The organism is Gilliamella sp. Fer1-1, from assembly GCF_001690825.1.
GTDB classification, from domain to species: Bacteria; Pseudomonadota; Gammaproteobacteria; order Enterobacterales; family Orbaceae; genus Gilliamella; species Gilliamella apicola_C.
On record NZ_LZGX01000092.1, the window covers coordinates 13995 to 34012 of the forward strand.

Annotated in this window: 21 protein-coding genes and 1 pseudogene; 9 read left to right on the top strand and 13 right to left on the bottom strand. The window is 35.7% G+C overall.

Annotated elements, in window-relative coordinates; all coding sequences use genetic code 11:
* The first annotated feature begins 192 nt into the window (after window positions 1–192).
* A complete protein-coding gene (gene ygfZ, locus A9G28_RS10100; RefSeq protein WP_065580595.1) occupies window positions 193–1068 on the top strand; it encodes a tRNA-modifying protein YgfZ in 876 nt (291 codons plus the stop codon).
* Window positions 1069–1136: 68 nt separating this feature from the next.
* On the opposite strand, the gene A9G28_RS10105 is transcribed toward ygfZ, so the two are convergent.
* The 5 genes from A9G28_RS10105 to ppdD all read right to left on the bottom strand — a co-directional run bounded on the left by A9G28_RS10105 (window position 1137) and on the right by ppdD (window position 5981).
* Complete coding sequence (locus A9G28_RS10105) at window positions 1137–2294, bottom strand: M20 aminoacylase family protein (protein WP_065580596.1); 1158 nt, start codon at window positions 2292–2294, stop codon at window positions 1137–1139.
* 184 nt (window positions 2295–2478) lie between these two features.
* A complete protein-coding gene (locus A9G28_RS10110) occupies window positions 2479–3228 on the bottom strand; it encodes a prepilin peptidase (protein WP_065580597.1) in 750 nt (249 codons plus the stop codon).
* Window positions 3228–4403, bottom strand: a complete 1176-nt coding sequence (locus A9G28_RS10115; protein ID WP_081301571.1) for a type II secretion system F family protein — start codon at window positions 4401–4403, stop codon at window positions 3228–3230. The genes A9G28_RS10110 and A9G28_RS10115 overlap by 1 nt, the downstream gene beginning before the upstream one ends.
* Entirely contained in the window at window positions 4400–5509 is a 1110-nt protein-coding gene (locus A9G28_RS10120) for an ATPase, T2SS/T4P/T4SS family (RefSeq protein ID WP_065580598.1), read from the bottom strand. The genes A9G28_RS10115 and A9G28_RS10120 overlap by 4 nt, the downstream gene beginning before the upstream one ends.
* A gap of 40 nt (window positions 5510–5549) precedes the next feature.
* Window positions 5550–5981, bottom strand: a complete 432-nt coding sequence (gene ppdD / locus A9G28_RS10125) for a prepilin peptidase-dependent pilin (protein WP_065580599.1) — start codon at window positions 5979–5981, stop codon at window positions 5550–5552.
* A gap of 197 nt (window positions 5982–6178) precedes the next feature.
* Between ppdD and ampD the strand changes: the two are divergent.
* Together ampD and A9G28_RS14235 are read left to right on the top strand one after the other, a co-directional pair.
* Window positions 6179–6715 (top strand): annotated as a pseudogene (ampD, locus tag A9G28_RS14230) (1,6-anhydro-N-acetylmuramyl-L-alanine amidase AmpD); the annotation flags it as partial.
* A gap of 18 nt (window positions 6716–6733) precedes the next feature.
* A complete protein-coding gene (locus A9G28_RS14235) occupies window positions 6734–7030 on the top strand; it encodes a YqcC family protein (RefSeq protein WP_442903266.1) in 297 nt (98 codons plus the stop codon).
* A 108-nt stretch (window positions 7031–7138) separates the two neighbouring features.
* Here the strand turns inward: A9G28_RS14235 and mltG are convergent, their stop codons facing one another.
* Together mltG and alr are read right to left on the bottom strand one after the other, a co-directional pair.
* Window positions 7139–8161, bottom strand: coding sequence for an endolytic transglycosylase MltG (mltG, locus tag A9G28_RS10135; RefSeq protein ID WP_065580601.1), 1023 nt, complete (start codon window positions 8159–8161; stop codon window positions 7139–7141).
* Between the two features lie 7 nt (window positions 8162–8168).
* Window positions 8169–9254, bottom strand: a complete 1086-nt coding sequence (gene alr / locus A9G28_RS10140) for an alanine racemase (RefSeq protein ID WP_065580602.1) — start codon at window positions 9252–9254, stop codon at window positions 8169–8171.
* A 198-nt stretch (window positions 9255–9452) separates the two neighbouring features.
* Between alr and A9G28_RS13965 the strand changes: the two genes are divergently transcribed.
* Together A9G28_RS13965 and A9G28_RS13180 are read left to right on the top strand one after the other, a co-directional pair.
* Entirely contained in the window at window positions 9453–10382 is a 930-nt protein-coding gene (locus A9G28_RS13965) for a TonB-dependent receptor plug domain-containing protein (protein ID WP_081301572.1), read from the top strand.
* Between the two features lie 143 nt (window positions 10383–10525).
* A complete protein-coding gene (locus tag A9G28_RS13180; RefSeq protein WP_176702146.1) occupies window positions 10526–11599 on the top strand; it encodes a TonB-dependent receptor domain-containing protein in 1074 nt (357 codons plus the stop codon).
* A gap of 97 nt (window positions 11600–11696) precedes the next feature.
* On the opposite strand, the gene A9G28_RS10150 is transcribed toward A9G28_RS13180, so the two are convergent.
* A complete protein-coding gene (locus A9G28_RS10150) occupies window positions 11697–12026 on the bottom strand; it encodes a nitrous oxide-stimulated promoter family protein (RefSeq protein WP_065566693.1) in 330 nt (109 codons plus the stop codon).
* 73 nt (window positions 12027–12099) lie between these two features.
* On the opposite strand from A9G28_RS10150, the gene A9G28_RS10155 reads away from it, so the two are divergent.
* The gene (locus tag A9G28_RS10155) at window positions 12100–12930 is read left to right on the top strand and encodes a shikimate 5-dehydrogenase (protein ID WP_065566694.1); all 831 of its coding nucleotides are present in this window, start codon (window positions 12100–12102) and stop codon (window positions 12928–12930) included.
* 712 nt (window positions 12931–13642) lie between these two features.
* On the opposite strand, the gene ycaO is transcribed toward A9G28_RS10155, so the two are convergent.
* A complete protein-coding gene (gene ycaO / locus A9G28_RS10160) occupies window positions 13643–15412 on the bottom strand; it encodes a 30S ribosomal protein S12 methylthiotransferase accessory factor YcaO (protein ID WP_065580639.1) in 1770 nt (589 codons plus the stop codon).
* 123 nt (window positions 15413–15535) lie between these two features.
* On the opposite strand from ycaO, the gene A9G28_RS10165 reads away from it, so the two are divergent.
* A complete protein-coding gene (locus tag A9G28_RS10165; RefSeq protein WP_081301574.1) occupies window positions 15536–15880 on the top strand; it encodes a DUF4282 domain-containing protein in 345 nt (114 codons plus the stop codon).
* Between the two features lie 110 nt (window positions 15881–15990).
* Here the strand turns inward: A9G28_RS10165 and tsaD are convergent, their stop codons facing one another.
* From tsaD to coaE, 4 genes are read right to left on the bottom strand one after another with little or no spacing between them, the layout of a single operon-like run.
* A complete protein-coding gene (tsaD, locus tag A9G28_RS10170; RefSeq protein WP_065566695.1) occupies window positions 15991–17025 on the bottom strand; it encodes a tRNA (adenosine(37)-N6)-threonylcarbamoyltransferase complex transferase subunit TsaD in 1035 nt (344 codons plus the stop codon).
* Complete coding sequence (gene yacG / locus A9G28_RS10175) at window positions 17025–17243, bottom strand: DNA gyrase inhibitor YacG (RefSeq protein WP_065566696.1); 219 nt, start codon at window positions 17241–17243, stop codon at window positions 17025–17027. The genes tsaD and yacG overlap by 1 nt, the downstream gene beginning before the upstream one ends.
* A 37-nt stretch (window positions 17244–17280) precedes the next feature.
* Complete coding sequence (locus A9G28_RS10180) at window positions 17281–18018, bottom strand: cell division protein ZapD (RefSeq protein ID WP_065566697.1); 738 nt, start codon at window positions 18016–18018, stop codon at window positions 17281–17283.
* Between the two features lie 4 nt (window positions 18019–18022).
* The gene (gene coaE, locus A9G28_RS10185) at window positions 18023–18628 is read right to left on the bottom strand and encodes a dephospho-CoA kinase (protein ID WP_065566698.1); all 606 of its coding nucleotides are present in this window, start codon (window positions 18626–18628) and stop codon (window positions 18023–18025) included.
* Between the two features lie 244 nt (window positions 18629–18872).
* On the opposite strand from coaE, the gene lexA reads away from it, so the two are divergent.
* Both lexA and A9G28_RS10195 read left to right on the top strand, forming a co-directional pair.
* Window positions 18873–19499: a transcriptional repressor LexA gene (gene lexA / locus A9G28_RS10190; protein ID WP_065580603.1), complete on the top strand. Its 627-nt coding sequence runs from the start codon at window positions 18873–18875 to the stop codon at window positions 19497–19499.
* An 83-nt stretch (window positions 19500–19582) separates the two neighbouring features.
* Entirely contained in the window at window positions 19583–19969 is a 387-nt protein-coding gene (locus tag A9G28_RS10195; protein ID WP_065580604.1) for a hypothetical protein, read from the top strand.
* The last annotated feature ends 49 nt before the right edge of the window (window positions 19970–20018 follow it).

Sequence of the window (20018 nt, forward strand, 5' to 3'; positions counted from 1 at the left end):
ATTACAGGCAAAATTAGGTGCTAACAAAATTAATTTTTGCAATATCATGAATAATATTCATAAGCTATCCCTATTTATTTAAATATTGCTAGTTGATTTGATTGTTAATTTTTTATTTTTTATATACACTCAAAGCCTAAGTTTTTCTAGTCATCATGTTACTAGGATTCTTCATTACCTAAAGGTACTAATATGAGCAATATTTTTTCTAAACCAACTTCCCTTGCTGATTGGCAATTAGTTAAAGTTTCAGGCCAAGATAACCGAGTTTTTCTGCAAGGGCAAATAACTAACGACATTAATCGGCTTTCTGAACAGGCAACACTCTATGCTGCTCATTGTGATAATAAAGGCAGAATGTGGAGTACTTTACTGTTATTTCAGCGAGGCGATGATATCTACTATATCGTGCGTAAAAGCGTTGTAAAAAAACAAATTGCTGAGCTAGCAAAATATGCTGTTTTTTCTAAAGTAACTATTGAGCCAGTCCAAGATTTGAATATAATTGGGTTGGTCGGTAATGCGATTCCGTCAACAATTGCAACCAAATTAAGTAATATCAGCTGTTTTACTGAAAATAACATTACCTATATCAAACTTCCTTTACCACAAATGCGCGTTATAATGGTAACGCCAGAGCCTATTCAAGATGATTTACTACCATGCGATGAGTGGTTAAAACTTGATTTACAAGCAGGCTATCCTATTATTGATGATAACAATATGGCAACGTTATTACCGCAAGCCTGTAATTTACAATCTTATGATGCAATCAGTTTTGAAAAAGGCTGTTATTGTGGTCAAGAAATGGTAGCAAGAGCGCAATTTCGCGGCGCTAATACTCGTGGTATGTATGTAATAAAAGGTACCAGTGATGTCCTCCCTGAAATTGGTAGCACGCTTGAATACAAGCTTGCTGGTGGCTGGCGAGAAGGAGGAATTGTATTAGCCGCTGCAAAATTAGACGAAAAAGACGGCGTTTGTGTCCAAGTTGTACTTAATAATGGGATTGATTTAAATACCCCATTTAGAGTTTATGGAAATGATAACAGCCGAATGACCTTTTAGTTATTTTTAGCGATAAACTGGAATAATATAATGCTTATTCCAGTTATCTTTATGCCCATCTTTTAAAATTAGTTTGCAAGTTCTTGGTTAACAATTGCTATAAAATAACTTACCCCCGTTGTTAACACTTCATCATTAAAATTAAATGCTGGATTATGCAAATTAGCACCACTACCTGCACCTAACCAAACATAAGCGCCGGGAATTTTTTGCAACATAAAGGCAAAATCTTCAGCCCCCATCGACGGATTGGGATCGATGATCAAGTGATCTTCACCGACGACTTTTTTAGCGGCTGTCATTGCAATTTTGGCTTGTTTAGCGTGATTGATTGTCGCAGGATAACGTCGCTGATAATCGACTTCGGCTTTGGCTTCAAATGTTGCGGCAATACCTGTTGCTATTTGTTTAATGCGACTTTCAGCCATATCTTGCACTTGAGCACTAAATGCCCTAACCGTTCCACGAATCACTGCGTGCTGAGGTAATACATTCCAAGTATCCCCGCTGTGAATTTGCGTCACGCTAACGACTAATGAGCTAAGTGGATCAGCACTACGGCTAACAATACTCTGTAAACCATTCACAATCTGAGTAGCCGTTAAAATAGTATCTTTACCTAAATGAGGAGCTGCTGCATGCGCGCCAATACCCGTTATTTTAATTTCAAATACATCATATGATGCCATCATTGGACCGTGGTTAATGTAAAAGTGATTTAACTGCATATTAGGTTGATTATGAATACCATATACAGCTTCAATAGGAAACCTATCAAATAAACCATTTTCAACCATAACTCGAGCGCCACCCTCATTTTCTTCAGCGGGTTGAAAAATAACAACAACTGTGCCCGAAAAATCACGATGCTCACTAAGATATTTGGCTGTACCTAGTAATATTGCCGTATGCCCATCATGGCCACAGCCATGCATTTTGCCTGAGATAGTGGAGCAATAATCGATATTATTTTCTTCAATAATATCTAATGCATCAATATCAGCTCGCAGAGCAATCCATCGCCCTTCTTTATTGCCTTTAATAACACCAACTACGCCAGTTGGCGCAAAATCCGTATATAATTGAGTAATACCAAATGATTGCAGTTTTTCGATAATAAATTGCGTAGTTTTGACTTCTTCAAAAGCCGTTTCGGGGTGAGCGTGAATATGATGACGCCATGCTATCATTTCACTTTTTAGATCATTAATACTATTTGATATCATGAGTGATTCCTTAATGGGTAACTAACTTACAGCATAACACGCTGTTTTTATCAACACTATAACGTGATTCCCACTTTTATAAAAATAACTATTTTTACTATGAATATCAATTTTAGTTATATCTTACATATATTGAAAATGATATAAATTTATACATTGTTAACAGGTTAATAATTAACAAATTTTAACTAAAATAATAGATCGCATAACCAGAAATTAATAAAAAAGGACCAAATGGAATAATCGTTAAGGTATTTTTATTAAGCACATATCGCAACAAAAAATAATATACCATCCCCAGTAAAGAGGAAAAAATCAACAACATGGGTAAGCTTGTATAAGGGAGCCAAGCGCCTAATGCTGCAAGCAATTTGATATCTCCTCCGCCTAAGCCCTGTTTTTTAGTGGCAAAATAAAATAAAGAAGCAGGGACTTTTAATAATAGATAACCCCCAAATATACCTAATAGAGCCTCAGTTAAGATGATATTTGCCATGTCTAAATAGGAAAAGATTACACCAGCCCACATCAACGGTTGAGTAAACAAATCAGGTAATAAATAATATTTAAAATCGATTAAGGCCAAAAATAAAAAATAACAACTAAGAATCATCAACATACCACTTTGATAGTTAATACCATAATCAAAATAAATAATAGTAAATAGCGTTGCTACTAATAACTCTATAATAAGATAATGATGCGAAATCTTAGCATGACAGTAATAACAGTGCCCTTTTAATATTAACCAAGACACAACGGGCACCAATTGCCACGCTTTGAGCCTATTGTGGCAATGTGGACACGCTGACCGATAAACACTAATACGGCATAAATATTGGCATGGTGTCAGTGTTGGCAAATAGCGACAGTATGCAACATAAACAAAGCTACCCATACACAGGCCGAAATAAATAATTATAAACGTTAGCATTAATGAATCACATCACCCATTTGAAATATTGGTAAATACATCGCTACAATTAAGCTTCCAATAATTAAAGCTAATACCAGCATAAGTAGTGGTTCAAAAGCTTGCGATAAATTATCGATTAAGACTTGATTTTGTTCTTGATAATAGATTGCTAACTTATCGAGCATTAAATCCAATGTGCCTGACTCTTCACCTACGTGAATTAATTGTGAGCATAAATTAGGAAAATATAATTGCTGGTGTAAAACATGACTAAATGAATAACCTTGTTCAATACCCGCAATGATCTGTAAAATACTATTACGATAAAGGCTGTAATAAGTGATATTCGTTGTTGCAGCTAAACCTGTTAATAATGGTATACCTGCTTTTTGAGTAATCGCAATGGTTTGAAAAATCTGGGTTAAGCAACTAGTTTGAACCGCCTTACCAACAATAGGGCATTTTATTATCATCGCTTCAATTTGCAGTCGATAGCGCATTTTAAAATAGCGTTTATAACAAAAATAACTGACCATAAATCCTATACACCACATTAACCAACTTTGTTGCAAATTGTTGGAAAAATCAATAATACATTGAGTAAAAGCGGGTAATTGAGCATCGAAATCTTGATAAATATCTGAAAATTTTGGCAACACAAATAACAACATCACTAAACTGACGATCATCGCAACCGATAATAAAAACAGAGGGTAACGCACTGCTTTTTTAAAACTTTTTTGTAATTTGATTGATTTTTCAAGCAATAATGCTAGCTGTTCAAAACTCTCATCAAGTTGTCCTGTTAACTCGCCAACTGCAATAATTTCACAATATAAAGGAGAAAACACCGAATGGTGTTGGTGTAGTACATGAGACAATGCTTCACCTTTAGCGATTTGTTGCTTGATATCAGATAACAAATATTGCCAATGCGGTTTAGGTTGTTCTTGGACTAACAAATGTAATGTATCAATAATAGATAATCCCGCTTTTAACATAGTAGCTAATTGTTTGGTAATTATTAGCAAATCAACACAGTGAAAACTACGTGCAGTAATAATAGCGCCTGCTTTAATCTTAATAGCAATTTTACCTTCCAGTAATAACTGACGCTTAGCGAGTTGTTGTGATTGAGCGATGATTTTGTGTTGATTAAAATCTAGATCATACCAATAGTAGAGTCTTTTCATGCTTTATCTCCCAAGACTCGATTTAACTCCGCTAAGCTTGTGATACCCTGCTTAATTAAATTTTGACCTGCTATTTTTAACGACGTCATATTTGAAGGCAAAATAACTTGGTTTGCTAATATTTGCTTTTGAATGTCGGGGGTAATAACTAAAAATTCATATAGTCCAATTCGCCCTTTATAACCGCCAATACAATTTGGGCAACCCAAAGCTTGATAATTTGCTATTTGCTCTTTACCCAATCTAATTAGCTCACTTGCCCTAACCTTACAGTGTGGGCACAGCTTTCTGACTAGTCGCTGAGCGATAACTAATTTTAGGCTCGATGAAAGTAAATAATTTTCAATACCCATTTGATTTAACCGTGTTATGGCTTCAATGCTAGAATTAGTGTGCAAAGTTGATAAGACTAAGTGCCCTGTCTGTGCTGCTTGAATAGCAATTTCAGCCGTTTCATGATCGCGGATCTCACCTATCATCATCACATCAGGATCTTGTCGCAATAAGGCTCGTAATACGATACCAAATGTCAATCCAGCTTTGGGATTAATTGCCGTTTGATTAACACCTTCAAGAGGAATTTCTATAGGGTCTTCAACACTACAAAGGTTACGCTCAATTTTATTTAATTGTTTTAGTGCGCTATATAACGTAACCGTTTTTCCGCTTCCAGTGGGTCCCGTCACCAATATCAATCCTTGTGGATAGTCTAAAATTTGTTTGAATAGAAAAAGATCTTCATCTGTTAATCCCAAATCATTAATGGTTAGTTCAGATTCATGATTATCCATAACTCTTAAAACTATTTTTTCACCATTCATTACCGGTAAGGTAGCAATACGCATAGTATAACGACCAATGATCAATTGACCATCTTGCGGTAATCTGTGCTCGGCAATATTTAGCTTAGACATAATTTTTAATCTTGCGGTTATTTGTTTAGCCAATGCAAGAGGTGGTGACAACATATCATGTAAAACCCCATCAATACGCATGCGAATACGATAACTATGCAGGTAAGGCTCAAAATGAATATCCGAAGCTCGCTTATCTAATGCTTCAAGCAATAATTTGTCAATACTTTCAATGAGCTGATCTTCTTGCATAAAAGCGCTTCCTTATCCATAAAAGATTAAAGAGTTAACATCAAAATTTGAAAATATCTTCACAAGCACGGGTTAAACTAGCATCGGCTGGCGATGTCGTACAAACCCGGTGCCAATCTAAATTACCGTGGGTAGCACTTACTGTTGGTGTTAATGTGGCCGTTAATCCAGTTAAAGCACTGGTTCCAACTAAGGTAATAACGCCGTTATTGACCGTAATTGATGTGACATAATTAGACGTTCGGCTTGCCGGTATACCATTATTACCACTACTACAGTTGGTTAAACTGCCTTGTTCTACTGCGCAGATTTCGACGGCTGTTTTATATGACGTCATGATTTGCAACATATCTGTCAACGCAGCTTTTTTTACATATCCTTGATAAGCAGGCACACCAATAGCCGTTAAGATAGCAATCACAATAATAGCAATCATCAGTTCAAATAAAGTAAAACCCGCTTGTTTAGACATAAATACCTCAAAATATCAATGAATGATTCAATAGAAAGAGTCTTTATAGCAAAACAAAAAAGTGGAATAATAACGAAGTGTTAAGCGTGGAAAAGAAAATCCATAACACAATGAATTATTACTTTAAATGTGCAAGCTATGAGAAGCTGATCGCAAAAATATTTAGGCATCGGTTTATCAGATAAGTTGGAGTCAATATGTCCTTAAAAATTGTTAATGGTTGGTTACAGGGTGTTAAGCAAGTTATTTCACCTTTTTATGATGAACGACCAATCAATAAGCCGATATCGCTACTTGTTATCCATAATATTAGCTTACCGCCCAATGAATATGACGGACCTTATGTTGAACAGCTATTTACAGGGCAACTTAATCCTGAGGAGCACCCGTACTTTGCTTCGATTTATCAACTTAAAGTGTCAAGTCATCTATTTATTCGGCGTGATGGTGAAATTATTCAATTTGTTCCATTCAATAAACGCGCTTGGCATGCAGGAAAATCAGTATTTGAAGGCCAAGAAAATTGTAATGATTTTTCAATTGGTATTGAAATGGAAGGATGCGATACCGATAGCTTTACTAGCATACAATATCAACAGCTCGCAAAAATCACTTTATTACTTCAACAACACTATGCTATTGAAAATATTGCTGGGCATAGCGATATTGCCCCTGATCGTAAAACAGATCCAGGGCCTTGTTTCGATTGGCAATATTATCAAAGTTTGCTAATGCAACAATCACAAGAGTATATGCTACTGAATCAACTTCAAAAAATAACTAAAGAATTACAAAAAATCAATTTATGGCAAACAATGCCACCAAACCCAGATGCCTTTTTAAGTCAAGAACCCTTTGCTCTAGACACAATGCAACCACACGAATGGTTACAATGGGTTTTTATTCCACGCATGCAAGCACTAATTGATGCCAAAGCTAATTTACCTAAATTTGCCTTGCATCCTTATTTTGAAGAAGCGCTAAAAGAGCAAAAACAAAATGTTAATTATCTACTTTCTCTAATTAAGCAACTTGATGAATTATATTGATTTAATCATAAAAAGTTACCGCATTAATATGCGGTAATGGTTAAAGTGAACGTATTTAAATAAAATACTTTTACAGAGTTAATTATATTTAACGCTGTTTTTAAAACGCTAATTCCCACCGCTAGTCATTCGGCGATACTCATTCACCGCCTGCTGGTGATTGCTGTAAGTACTTGAAAACGTATGCCCACCAGTTCCATTAGCAACAAAAAACAGATAATTAGTTTTAGCTGGGTGTGCCGCAGCTTCAAGCGAGGCAAGACTTGGCATGGAGATTGGCGTTGGCGGTAATCCTTCAATAACATAAGTATTATAAGGGTTTTCAGTATCAGTCAAATCGACACGTCTAATAGTACCTTTATAGTTATCACCTAAACCATAAATAATTGTTGGATCAGTTTGTAACTTCATTTTGGCATTTAAGCGATTAACAAATACTGAAGCCACATTAGCTCGCTCAGAACTGACGCCTGTTTCTTTTTCAATTATTGATGCAATAATCAATAATTCATAAGGTGTTTGATACGGTAAGTTGCTATCACGATTATCCCAAATTTTTTGTAGATTACTTTTCATCGTCATGTGCGCACGTTTGAGAATATTGATATCTAATGTGTCTGCTGTATAACGGTAAGTATCGGGCGATAACCAACCTTCAATAGAACCGTCAATGCCTAACAACTTCGCTATTTCTTCATCTGTTTTACCTACTAAAGTTTGCTGAATGTAAGGCGTATTTTGAATTACTTTCAACCAGTCTTTAGCACGTTTACCTTCAATAAATTGAATTGAAAAATTACTTTCTTTGCCAGACACTAACAATTTCAAAAACTCCTCAACAGTCATATGTGGGTGTAATTGATAAGAGCCTGCTTTAATTGATCTTAATGACGGATTTAGCTTACACAAATAAGGTAACAAATAAGCTTGTTGCATTAACTTGCTTTCTTTTACTTGGGCAACTAATTGATGCATAGACGTACCTTTCTTCAAAATAAACATCTGATTTTCATCATTTACTTGCATTTGCTGTTGAGAAAACTGGTGTAAAAAATAATAACCAATAGTCATTGAACCTCCCACAATTAATACTAGGGGGAGTAGAGTGTATAAAAATATTTTTTTAATCATAACTTATTTATCTACTATAATGAATTTTTGCGCGTGAAGTTAAGCGTGTTATTAACTCGTAAGCACTTATACCTGTATGCTTAGCGATTTCCTCGACGGGGAGTTCTGGTCCCCAAAATATGACTTCGTCACCCGGTTTTTCACTGCTATTTATTCCCAAATCAACCACAATCATATCCATTGAGACTCGGCCAACAATGGGGACTTTCCGTCCATTAATCAAAACTGGGGTATTTGGTGGAATACTTCGAGAATAACCATCGCCATAACCCATCGCAACGACGCCAAGAAAGGTATCTTGCTGACTACACCAAATTTGCCCATAACCAACCGATTCCCCTTTTTTGTGTTTTCGTACTGCAATTAATTCAGATTTAAATGTCATGGCTGGTTTAAGTCCCGCAACTGGCGCCTCAAAGGGCGAGACGCCATATAAAGCAATTCCAGAGCGAACCACCTCATAATGCGCTTGTGGCCAAGCCAATGTGCCACCCGATGCAGCAAGCGAACGCTTTCCAATCAGTGATTTGTCATCAATTGAAGCAATAAACTGATCAAATAGCGCGATTTGCTTTAACGTTTGTTCAGAAGTAAGATCATCGGCCGAACTAAAATGACTCATAATATTAATTGGCTGGCAAATCACTGAACAACGAGCTAAACGATAAAATTCAGCTTTAGCCTCGTCAATACAAAACCCTAACCGATGCATTCCTGTATCAAGTTTAAACCAAGGAATAATTTGCTCACTCAAAGGAGAGCAACACAGCGCATCGATTTGCCATTTACTGTGGATAACAGGTTGAATATTAAAATCAATCAAATCATCAATGCTTTCATGAGGGAAAAAACCTTCCAAAGCCACGATAGGCGCATTAATGCCATTATTGCGCAACGCGATTGCTTCGGAAATTCTCGATACCCCTAAATAATCGACTTTATCACATAACAACTGTGCAATTTCTTTTATTCCGTGTGAATAAGCATTGGCTTTAATGATGGCAACTAGCTGGCTATTAGGCGCTATACTTTTAAGATATTCAACATTATGAATAACTGATTGACGGTTAACTTCAACAACTGCAATAGACATGTACTTACCTGAATTTTGATTGAATGACTATTTTAAATTCTGTTTGTAATAATAACAAATTTTTATTTTTATACATATCTATTAATAGGTTAAGCCTTTTTTGATTTACAAAGCTTTTTATTTATATATCAAATGATAATGATTATTATTTAGATTATCATTTGAATAACTTTTTGCTAGTATAGGATAAAATAAACAATGAAATTAGCTACTTCAAAAACTTATATTAAGCCAACATTATATATTACACTACTAAACCTTTGCTTAAGCACAAATACTTTTGCGGCAGAAAACCGAACCTCCCCACAAGACACAATTATAGTGACCGCAGATCGTAATGAAAAAACCGTATGGGATAGTTCGGTATCAGTTAACGCAATTAATCGTGATGATATCGAAAAACAAAATGGTGATTCTGTTGTCGAAGCGTTACGTGATATTCCAGGTATTGAAATTACGGATAATTCACTCGCTGGACGTAAGCAAATTATGATCAGAGGCGAAGCTCCAGCACGAATTTTAATGTTAATTGATGGGCAAGAAGTAACATATCACCGCTCAGGACATGGTTCTGGTGCTGGTGTATTAATTGATATGGAATCCGTTGAACGAATAGAAGTGATTAAAGGTCCGCATTCCGTTCTTTATGGCTCACAGGCTATTGGTGGTGTCGTTAACTTTATTACACGTAAAGGGAGCAAAAACAACGCTCCGCTTAATGGCGATGTTAAACTTGTTTATAACCAATCCACCGATGGCTTTACCGAAATGGGTACCGTTAATGGCACCATCGATAGTATTTTTGATTATAGAATTAGCGGCTCTAACGCTAAAAATAACGATCGTAAAGCCTATCAAGGTAAATTGCACAATACTGATTTCGATAATGAGAGCTTAAGTTCATGGTTTGGGCTTAATATCGACAAACATAAATTTGGGCTTTCACTTGATCGTTACCAGCTTGATACTAAAACCTATTTTGCTAAAGATGATAATTCACCTTCAATTAAGGATTTTTCTGTTAAATTACCTAAATTACAACGTGAAAAAATGGGGCTATTTTATGACTATGATCTTGATAACCCATTCCTGAAAAAATCCATTACGATGCTTATGCACAAAAATTAAATCGACAATTTATAAATCATGTTGTCGTCTCACCACGCCCGATAATGAATGTCAATACCCATACCACCACAAATGATGAACAAAAAACGTATGGCATGACATTCTAATCTGATTTTGTTCTACATAAAGATATGAAATTGATTATGGGCTCACAATATCAACAAGACAATGTTGATCAACATTCACATAATACGATTGTATCAAAAATGCCGTCGCCAAGAGCCAGTTATACTCAGCACAAATATTTAGCCAATAAATGGCAACAATCGAGCTTTTCGCTATTTGCTCAAAACGACTGGGCTATCACTGATGATATATCATGGAATATAGGAGCTCGCCAATATTGGGTAACATCAAAACTTAAGCATGGTTCAAGCTCAATCAATAAAATCCCAACAATCGGACAACCATTAGTAACACACAAAATTGATAGTAAAAAGAAAGACAGTGATAATAACTTTGTTGTGTCTTCTGGATTAACTTATTCTGGCATTAAAAATGCGCAATTAAGAGCCTCTTTTGCACAAGGCTATGTTTACCCGACGCTTTCTCATCTTTATGCTGTAACTTCAGCAGCAAGCCAAACACTTTATGGAAACTCAAAATTAAAAGCGGAAAAGTCAAATAATTACGAAATTGGATTACGTTATAATAATAGTAAATGGTTAGTTGATACGGCCATTTACTATTCAGCGGCTAAAAACTATATTACAGAAATAAGTTGCAATGGTTCTGCAATTTGCGACGGCGCATCAGGGGCTAATTTTAATTATTACAATAATGCCAACAAAGCCAAAACCCATGGTTTAGAATTGAGTATTGAATACCTTGATTTAGCTTTTACCCCTTATATTAAAGGCAATTATCTACGTCGCCAGATTAAAACTGACAAATATACTACATATGATTCAGGTAACCCACGCTTTACTGGCCGTGTTGGCGTAAAACACACCGCCTATTTTGATCACTTTGATCTTGATTCAGATCTATTTATGCGATTTGCCAGCAATGCAACTCAGCGTAGCGATTCATCGGTTTATCGTTATCGTGGTTGGTCAACATTAAATTTATCTACCAGCACGGCATTTGGCGATAATCGGCAATATAAAATTGGTTTAGATATCAACAATATATTAAATAAAAACTACACAACCGCCTACGAAAGCATACCCGCTGCAAAATCTCACGCTATAGTGAGTGCTAGCATAAAATTTTAAAAATAGAAAACTTAACACGATATGCACTATTTATATCATAATGGTTACTCTAATTGTTACTATGCGATTTACCGCATAGTAACTGTTAGCTAACAAACTACTTACTCAACAAATTTTTATAAAGATGTCGCAATGCCATGATAGGATGATAAATCATCATTCTTGGACCAGAAAACCGCATGACTTGCTTTATTTTTTGTTTATAATCTTTACGATAACAATGCTTAGGACATCGTTCACACGTCGTTTTATTCTCACCAAAGCGACACATTGTTAAACGTTGCATAGCATATTGCAACAGATCGTTGCATTCATTACATAACTGATGATTTTTGCTATTATGCTGTTTATGACAATATAAATAGAGCATGGCACTCACCGTTTTTTTCTCTTGACTAATCTTTGGTCCGGTATTATTGGCAACCATAACTAAAAAACCACTGAATAAAGTGTTAAAATAAAACTAAAACATACCTTTATCATCACAAGGAATAGTAAAAATGGCAAGAATTATTAATAAAGATACCACGGTTTGTATGTCACTTTCAGCAAGGCCAAGCAATTTTGGTACTCGGTTTCATAATTATTTATATGAAAAACTTGATCTTAATTACTTATATAAAGCCTTTACTACCAATAATTTAAAAGATGCAATTTATGGCATTAAGGCCTTAGCTATTCGAGGCTGTGCCATTTCAATGCCGTATAAAGAAGCTTGTATTGAGTTTATTGATGAATTAGATGATTCGGTAAAATCGATTCAATCGGTGAATACCATTGTTAATACCAACTATCACTTAAAAGCTTATAATACAGATTATATTGCTGTTGCTAAACTTATTACAGCCAATAAAATTGATCATACTACGCCCTTTGTTTTAAAAGGTAGTGGTGGTATGGCTAACGCGGTGATTGGGGCTTTTTATGATGCAGGATTTAAAAATGGCATTATTGTTGCGCGTAACCAACTCAAAGGTGAAGCTTTAGCCAAAAGATACAACTACACATGGGTAAAAAACGAGCAGGACATATTACCACAGCAAGCGAAATTAATTATTAACGTCACTCCAATTGGGATGCTTGGTGGGGTTGAAGCTGATGAATTAGCTTTTCCTCAACCCATGATAAACAATGCCGATATTGTTTTTGATGTGGTTGCATTGCCAGTTGAAACACCCATGATAAAATATGCTAGAAAACTAAATAAAATCATTATTTCTGGAGCAGATGTTGCAACAATACAGGCACTAGAACAATTTGTGCTATACACTGGCGTAACACCTTCTGCCGAATTGGTTAAACAAGCCAGTGAGTTCGCAAGGCAAGCTTAATTGATATTCCCCCTAAAGAACGGGGGATTGTTATCGCAGTTGATAGCAAATTACCTTGGTGGTTTTCTACTATCTACTCTTTTCTTTTTATCCCAATAGATTGAACTAATCGCTTAACGAAAGCACAAGCGGAAGATTTCGATTTTGTTTTTAACACTTAAACTTTAAGTCAAAAACCATTCAGAAAAGCTATTGATTTTATTAAGGTTTTTGTTTTGTTAAATCAATGCGTTGGGTAACTATCTGTAAAACTACCTGTAAACAAGACTTTTTATTCTTTTCTTTTTATCCCAATAAATTGAACTAATCGCTTAACAAAAGCACAAGCGGAAGATTTCGATTTTGTTTTTAATACTTAAATTTTAAGCTAAAAATCGTTCAGAAAAGCTATTGATTTTATTAAAGTTTTTATCTTCTATTTTTTTAGCTAAATCAATGTGTTGGGCAACTATCTGTAAAACTACCTGTAAAAAACTTTTACTCTTTTCTTTTTATCCCAATAAATTGAACTAATCGCTTAGCAAAAGTACAAGCGAAAGATTTCGATTTTGTTTTTAATACTTAAATTTTAAGCTAAAAATCGTTCAGAAAACCTATTGATTTTATTGAAGTTTTTGTTTTATGTTTTTTAGTTAAATCAGCGAGTTAGACAAATAAACAGATAAATTTAACTATTCCACCGAATTGATTCGGTGGAATTTTAATAGCGATGCTATAGCATCGCTTGATGTAATTTATGATACACGGCTAACAACTTTTGATGCATTGCAAACTGCTCTAAATTGTTATTGGCTAGTTCATCGACTGAGGCAAAATCCGCCAAGCCAAAAAATGTTTTTTCACCATTAGCATATTGCCACATTTCATCAACACAATCTTTGCCATACATTTTGCTAAATGCATTTTGGTATTGAGTAAACGTTTGAGGATCACGTTCAATCATAAAATTAACTAGTGTTTGCAAGCAACGATAGGCATGATTACGTGCTGGTGTAAATATCGAAGCATTCATTTCAATCGTCCAGTCAATCCATTGTTGTGCTTGATCTAAATCTTTACCCGCCAAGGCCAGCATCGCCTTTAATTCGCCAATTCGCAATGTTAACCAAGCATTATCGCTACCGGTTGCAATGCCCAGTAATTCACGAACACGCGCATAATCATCCAGACCTTCATTATCAAGCTGTTCAATCATTGCCAAATACTGTTTTGTGCTAAATTTCTTATAAGGTAATGACAAAATAAGATCGCGTAGACCAATTGCCATGTTGCTATTGGCAAGTAACAGATCTTCCGGCGGGTAAATTTCGGACATGCCAACAGCTAAAATACGACAAGCGTAAACGCCCAGATGCTCATAGTCCATGATGAGTACTTCTGTATTATGGCGCTGGAAAATAGACATTAAATTAGTGAACTCTTGATCTGTGGTACCCGAAAAATCCCAATCCACAAATTCATAATCGGCTTGCTCTTTAAATAGATCCCATGAAATCAAGCCACTTGAATCGATAAAGTGCGTTTCTAAATTACTAAGATCCGCTATCTCATCATTATCAAAACTTGGCGGAGAAAACACATCAAGATCTTTTAAACTGCGCCCTTGTAATAGCTCGGTGACGGTTCGTTCAAAGGCAACTCCAAAATTTGGATGTGCACCAAATGACGCATAACACGTTCCATTTTGCGGATTAAACAACACAACACAAATCACGGGAAATTCACCACCCAATGAGGCGTCAAAGCAATAAAGCGGAAAACCTTCACTTTCAAGTGCGCTAATGGCTGCCAAAACAGCTGGGTACCGGTTAATCACTTCGATTGGAATTAGAGGTAAGCTAATTGCTTCGGCTATGATTTTGTTTTTGGTATAACGTTCAAAAATTTCTGATAACCCTTGCACGCGTGCTTCATTTCGAGTATTGCCCGCTGACATACCGTTAGATGCATATAAATTAGCAATTAAATTAACTGGCACATAAACCGTTTGCTTATCGGATTGTTGCTCAAATGGTAACGCACAAATACCCCGCTCACCATGACTTGATTGTAAATCGACTAAATCGGTTGCACATAGTTCATTATCCGGATCATAAAACTTCAGCAAGTTTGGGGTTAATAATCCTTTAGGTAAGGAATTATCCTCAGGAATGGTAAACCATTTTTCGGTTGGGTAATGCACAAAATCGGCATTTGCTACTTGTTTTCCTAAATAAAAATCGGAAAAAAAGTAATTAGTAGATAACCGCTCAAAATACTCACCCAAGGCCGATGCTAACGCCGCTTTTTTGCTTGCACCTTTACCATTAGCAAAGCACAAGGGGCACTTTGTATTTTGAATATGCACTGACCATACATTCGGTACAGGATTAAGCCAAGAAGCTTCTTTTACATCTAAATCATATTTTGCTAATTGTTGCTGAAAATAATTAATTGAATCTTCAAGTGCAGCATCTTTTCCAGGAATATAAGTTTTCATAATTAATCTCAAAATAATTTCATGTTACAATAATCACGCTTTACAGCTTTAAAGGCTTATAACTGTATACGCAAATTAGAAAAAATAGAAGTCAAAAATTAATCTCCCTTTCAATAAGGAAATAAAATGAACAAAAAAATAAATTTTAAAGATATTTCCATCAAAGACTTTTTTTTCTTTGATAAAATGATGACACCTGTATTTATCACTATCGTATATTGGATTGCTTTAGTGCTTGTTGGCTTTAGTGCATTAAGCATAATAATAGGTAGCTTTGCTATATTTCCCTATAGCGCTTCCGCAGGAATAGTTGCGTTTTTCACCGGTATCATTACTTTTGTTGTAGGATTTATTTCGACTCGTATTGGTTTTGAATTACTTTGTGTATTATTTAGCATCAACAATAACATCAGAAAACTCGCTGAAGAAAAAACAGGTGTTGAAAATACTAATTCGGAAAAAACAGAATAATCATCGAGCCAAATACAGCAAATTAACAATAAGTAAACTGATTATTTATGCTAAAAAGCGGGAACTTATTCCCGCTTTTTATTGCTTTATCAATAAAATTAAAACCACAATTATTCATTAACTACACTAAGCTCGTTAAGTGGCCACCTTGGTCTAACATTAATGGCCAAATCGGAATACTGCTTCGCTTTTAAATGAATCATACCGGCATAGGCAATCATAGCGCCATTATCGGTACAAAACTCAAGTCTTGGGTAATAAACCTGACCTTTACGCTGTTGCATCAACTGAGTTAATTTATCACGTAAGGTATTATTAGCACTAACACCACCAGCAATGACTAAACGGTTAAAGCCCGTTTGATCAAGCGCTCGACGTGATTTAATTAATAAAGTATCAACTAAAGCATCTTCAAAGGCTCGCGCAATATCCGCTTTAGTTTGGCTGTCAAGCTCATTGCCCTCTGTGCTATGCTGATAAATGGTATTAGCCGCCGCAGTTTTTAGCCCCGAAAAGCTAAAATCAAGCCCTGGTCTATCCGTCATTGGGCGAGGAAACGAAAAACGTGACGCATTGCCTTGTTGGGCTAACTTTGACAATTTTGCGCCACCAGGATAATCCAACCCGAGTAATTTAGCTGTTTTATCAAAAGCTTCACCAGCAGCATCATCAATGGATTCACCAATAAGTTCATATTGACCAATACCTGTAACGCTAATAAGCTGTGTATGCCCGCCAGAAACTAATAAGGCAACAAATGGAAATTCAGGTGGGTTATCTTCAAGCATTGGTGCAAGCAAATGCCCTTCCATGTGATGCACTGCAATAGCTGGCACATTCCATGCATAAGCAAGCGATCGCCCAATTGATGCACCAACCATCAAAGCTCCGATCAAACCAGGACCCGCAGTATAAGCGACACCATCGATATCAGCTGAATCTAAATGTGCTTCTTTTAATGCGGCTTGAATTAACGGCACTGTTTTACGTATATGATCGCGTGAAGCAAGCTCAGGCACAACGCCACCATAATCAGCATGTAATTTAACTTGAGAATAAAGTTGGTTTGCAATCAAACCATGAATATCATCATAAATGGCGATGCCTGTTTCATCGCACGAGGTTTCAATGCCTAGGATCTTCATTAATGTCTACCTGCAAAATCAGTAAGATCTTCTTCACTCCAGAGATCTTGGTCAGTGCTATCTTTATCGGAGATGCGGTGCGCTTCAGTTGCCCAATCGCCTAAATCAATAAGTTGGCAGCGTTTACTGCAAAATGGACGATAAAGACTATCATTATTCCATTCCACTTTTTTTTGACAAGTTGGGCAATTAACAAATATAGCTGTATTTTTATTCATTTCGACTCTTTCTTTTCAGTAATCAGTATTTAAAGTACTAACAGCAAGCTAATTCAAATTCAAGCTTATCGGTATTGACGTTATCACAAACATCTAGCGATAAAAAACGAATACTAAAGCGCGACATATGACCTGATACTTGTGGATACACATTTTTATCTGACGAAACTCGAATCCGAACCAAGTTTACATCACCATTAGTTTCTTGAAAAAAATTGTTAAAACAAACAAATCGCTTAAATTCGCCCATTTGCCTAATTAGTTGCATATAGTATGTTAGAGATTTATCCAGCGTTGACAAGTGCTCTAGCCAACTTTTAACTTGAATATCGCGCTTTTCTTGTGAAATATTGAGCCATAAGTGAAACGAAGGCAAATCAAAACTACAACACCCACCTGGGATCATCAAACGTTGGCGAATAGCAGTAATAAAACGATCATCTCTTAATGGCTGTCCCAAGCGTCCTATCTCATTAAATTGAGCTGAAAAACCATCAAACTGGTGGATCAATTCATTAATGAGATCATGATCAACACAATCAAAAGTTAGCCACAAAGTTAACTTTTGTTTTTGCGATTCAAGCTCTTTAGTCAAATCGCCTTTAACATCATTACGCTCAATAATTTCTAACAGTTCGGACAATGCATGAAAAAAAAGCAATGCATTATTCTGATCAAAATGGCAATGTGTATTTAATTGATTTAATAAAAATTCGATACGGAGCCAAGTACGCATTTTTTCGTTTAATGGATGTTCAAAAATAATGTCATTCATCTATCTAAATCTTACCATTAAAGTTATGTAAATATTGTTGATGCAATTGATCAACTTGCGCAGTTAGCGACGTAAAATTATCATCATTAACAATGATATCATCAGCATAAGATAAGCGTTTTTGCAAAGATACTTGCGATCGTATCATCTTTTCAGCTAGTGATTGACTAATATTATCCCTTTCTATTAATCGCGCCAATTGTAACGAGATCGGGGCATCGATTATTAATACGCGATCTGCTAATGTGTGTAAATTGTTTTCAATCAATAGTGGTACAACCCAAATAACATATGTTGAATTTTGCCTAGCAATTTGTTTTTGTGTTTCTTGTTGAATTATGGGGTGCAGTAAATGATTAAGCCAAAGGCGTTCATGATCATTATTAAAAATAATCTCGCGTAACTGACTGCGATCGAGTTCGCCATTGGCAAGCAAAATTTCTTGGCTAAAGTGCTTAACAATTTGGTTAAGCGCATCGCTACCAACTTGCACAACTTGCCTTGCAATAATGTCTGCATCGATAATAGGCACACCTAATTTGGCAAACAAATTGGCAATAGTACTTTTACCACTGGCAATACCGCCACTTAAAGCAACAACATAAGGCATAAAGTCAATTCCAATCCAACAAAAATATTAAGTTATTATAGCATACAAGTAGATTGATTATGTAACTCAAACCATAAGCTTGAGTTAATAATTCAGCTAACAAAACTATTCATCCAAATAGTACATAATAGCTATAATTCGAAAAATTTATCCACGATTATAAAATAAATTAAATAAAACAGTTGTTTTATATCACTAGCTGTATATAATTACATATATCTGTATATAAAAACAGGAAAAAATAATGAGGCCACTAACCGCACGTCAGCAACAAATTTATGATCTAATAAAAGACAACATTCAAACCACAGGTATGCCACCAACGCGTGCCGAAATCGCCAAAAAATTAGGGTTTCGATCCGCTAATGCAGCCGAAGAACACCTTAAAGCTTTAGCTAAAAAAGGAGCTATTGAAATGATTGCAGGATCTTCACGAGGTATCCGCCTTTTGCTTGAAACTCCTGTTGAACAAAATGATTTTGAAGGTTTACCGCTTATTGGTCAAGTTGCCGCAGGATCACCAATACTAGCGCAAGAGCATATCGAAAGCCATTACCAAGTCGATCCTTCACTGTTTAAACCTCATGCCGACTTTTTATTAAGAGTGCATGGCATGTCAATGAAAGATATCGGAATATTAGATGGTGACTTATTAGCAGTACACAAAACTCAAGACGTTAAAAATGGTCAAATCGTTGTTGCTCGCATTGATGACGAAGTCACCGTTAAACGTTTATCTTGCAAAGGTAAGCATGTCCGTTTAATTGCCGAAAATGAAGAGTTTTCACCAATTGAAGTTGATTTAGAACAACAAAACTTTGCCATTGAAGGACTTGCTGTTGGTATCATCCGTAACGGATCGTGGATGTAACAATAAACATCATTGCAAGTGTATAGATGTATAAGAAAAGTTAGTATAAAATAACAACCACACTAAAGTGTGGGGAGACAACTATGTGGCTATTTTGGTTATACGAATTTTTAGGATTTATTGCAACGCTATTACTTATTTTAGGCTACTGCCGTTTTAGAGGAATTGGATTTTGGTCCTTAATATGGAAACAATTAAAATGGGTATCTTTAGCTGTACTCATTGTTTGGTTAATCATTGCTGTGCTTTGCCGAACTGATTTATACAATGCAACTCACTGCTATTTTAGAGGTGAAAGCATGCATGCCAACACCAAATATTCTATCTTTTTGGGTGAATGCCAAGTTGAAACGCCAAGCGGTAGTTATGTGCCTATCGAACGCTCTAGAGCGATACCAGGATCAAGTAGCCACGATCACGGAAGTGACGATAACAGCAATGTGACAGATGATTTTTACCCAGTTGATTAACCGATTAACTTATAAAAAATAATAAAACAACTACAAATCCAGTATCAAA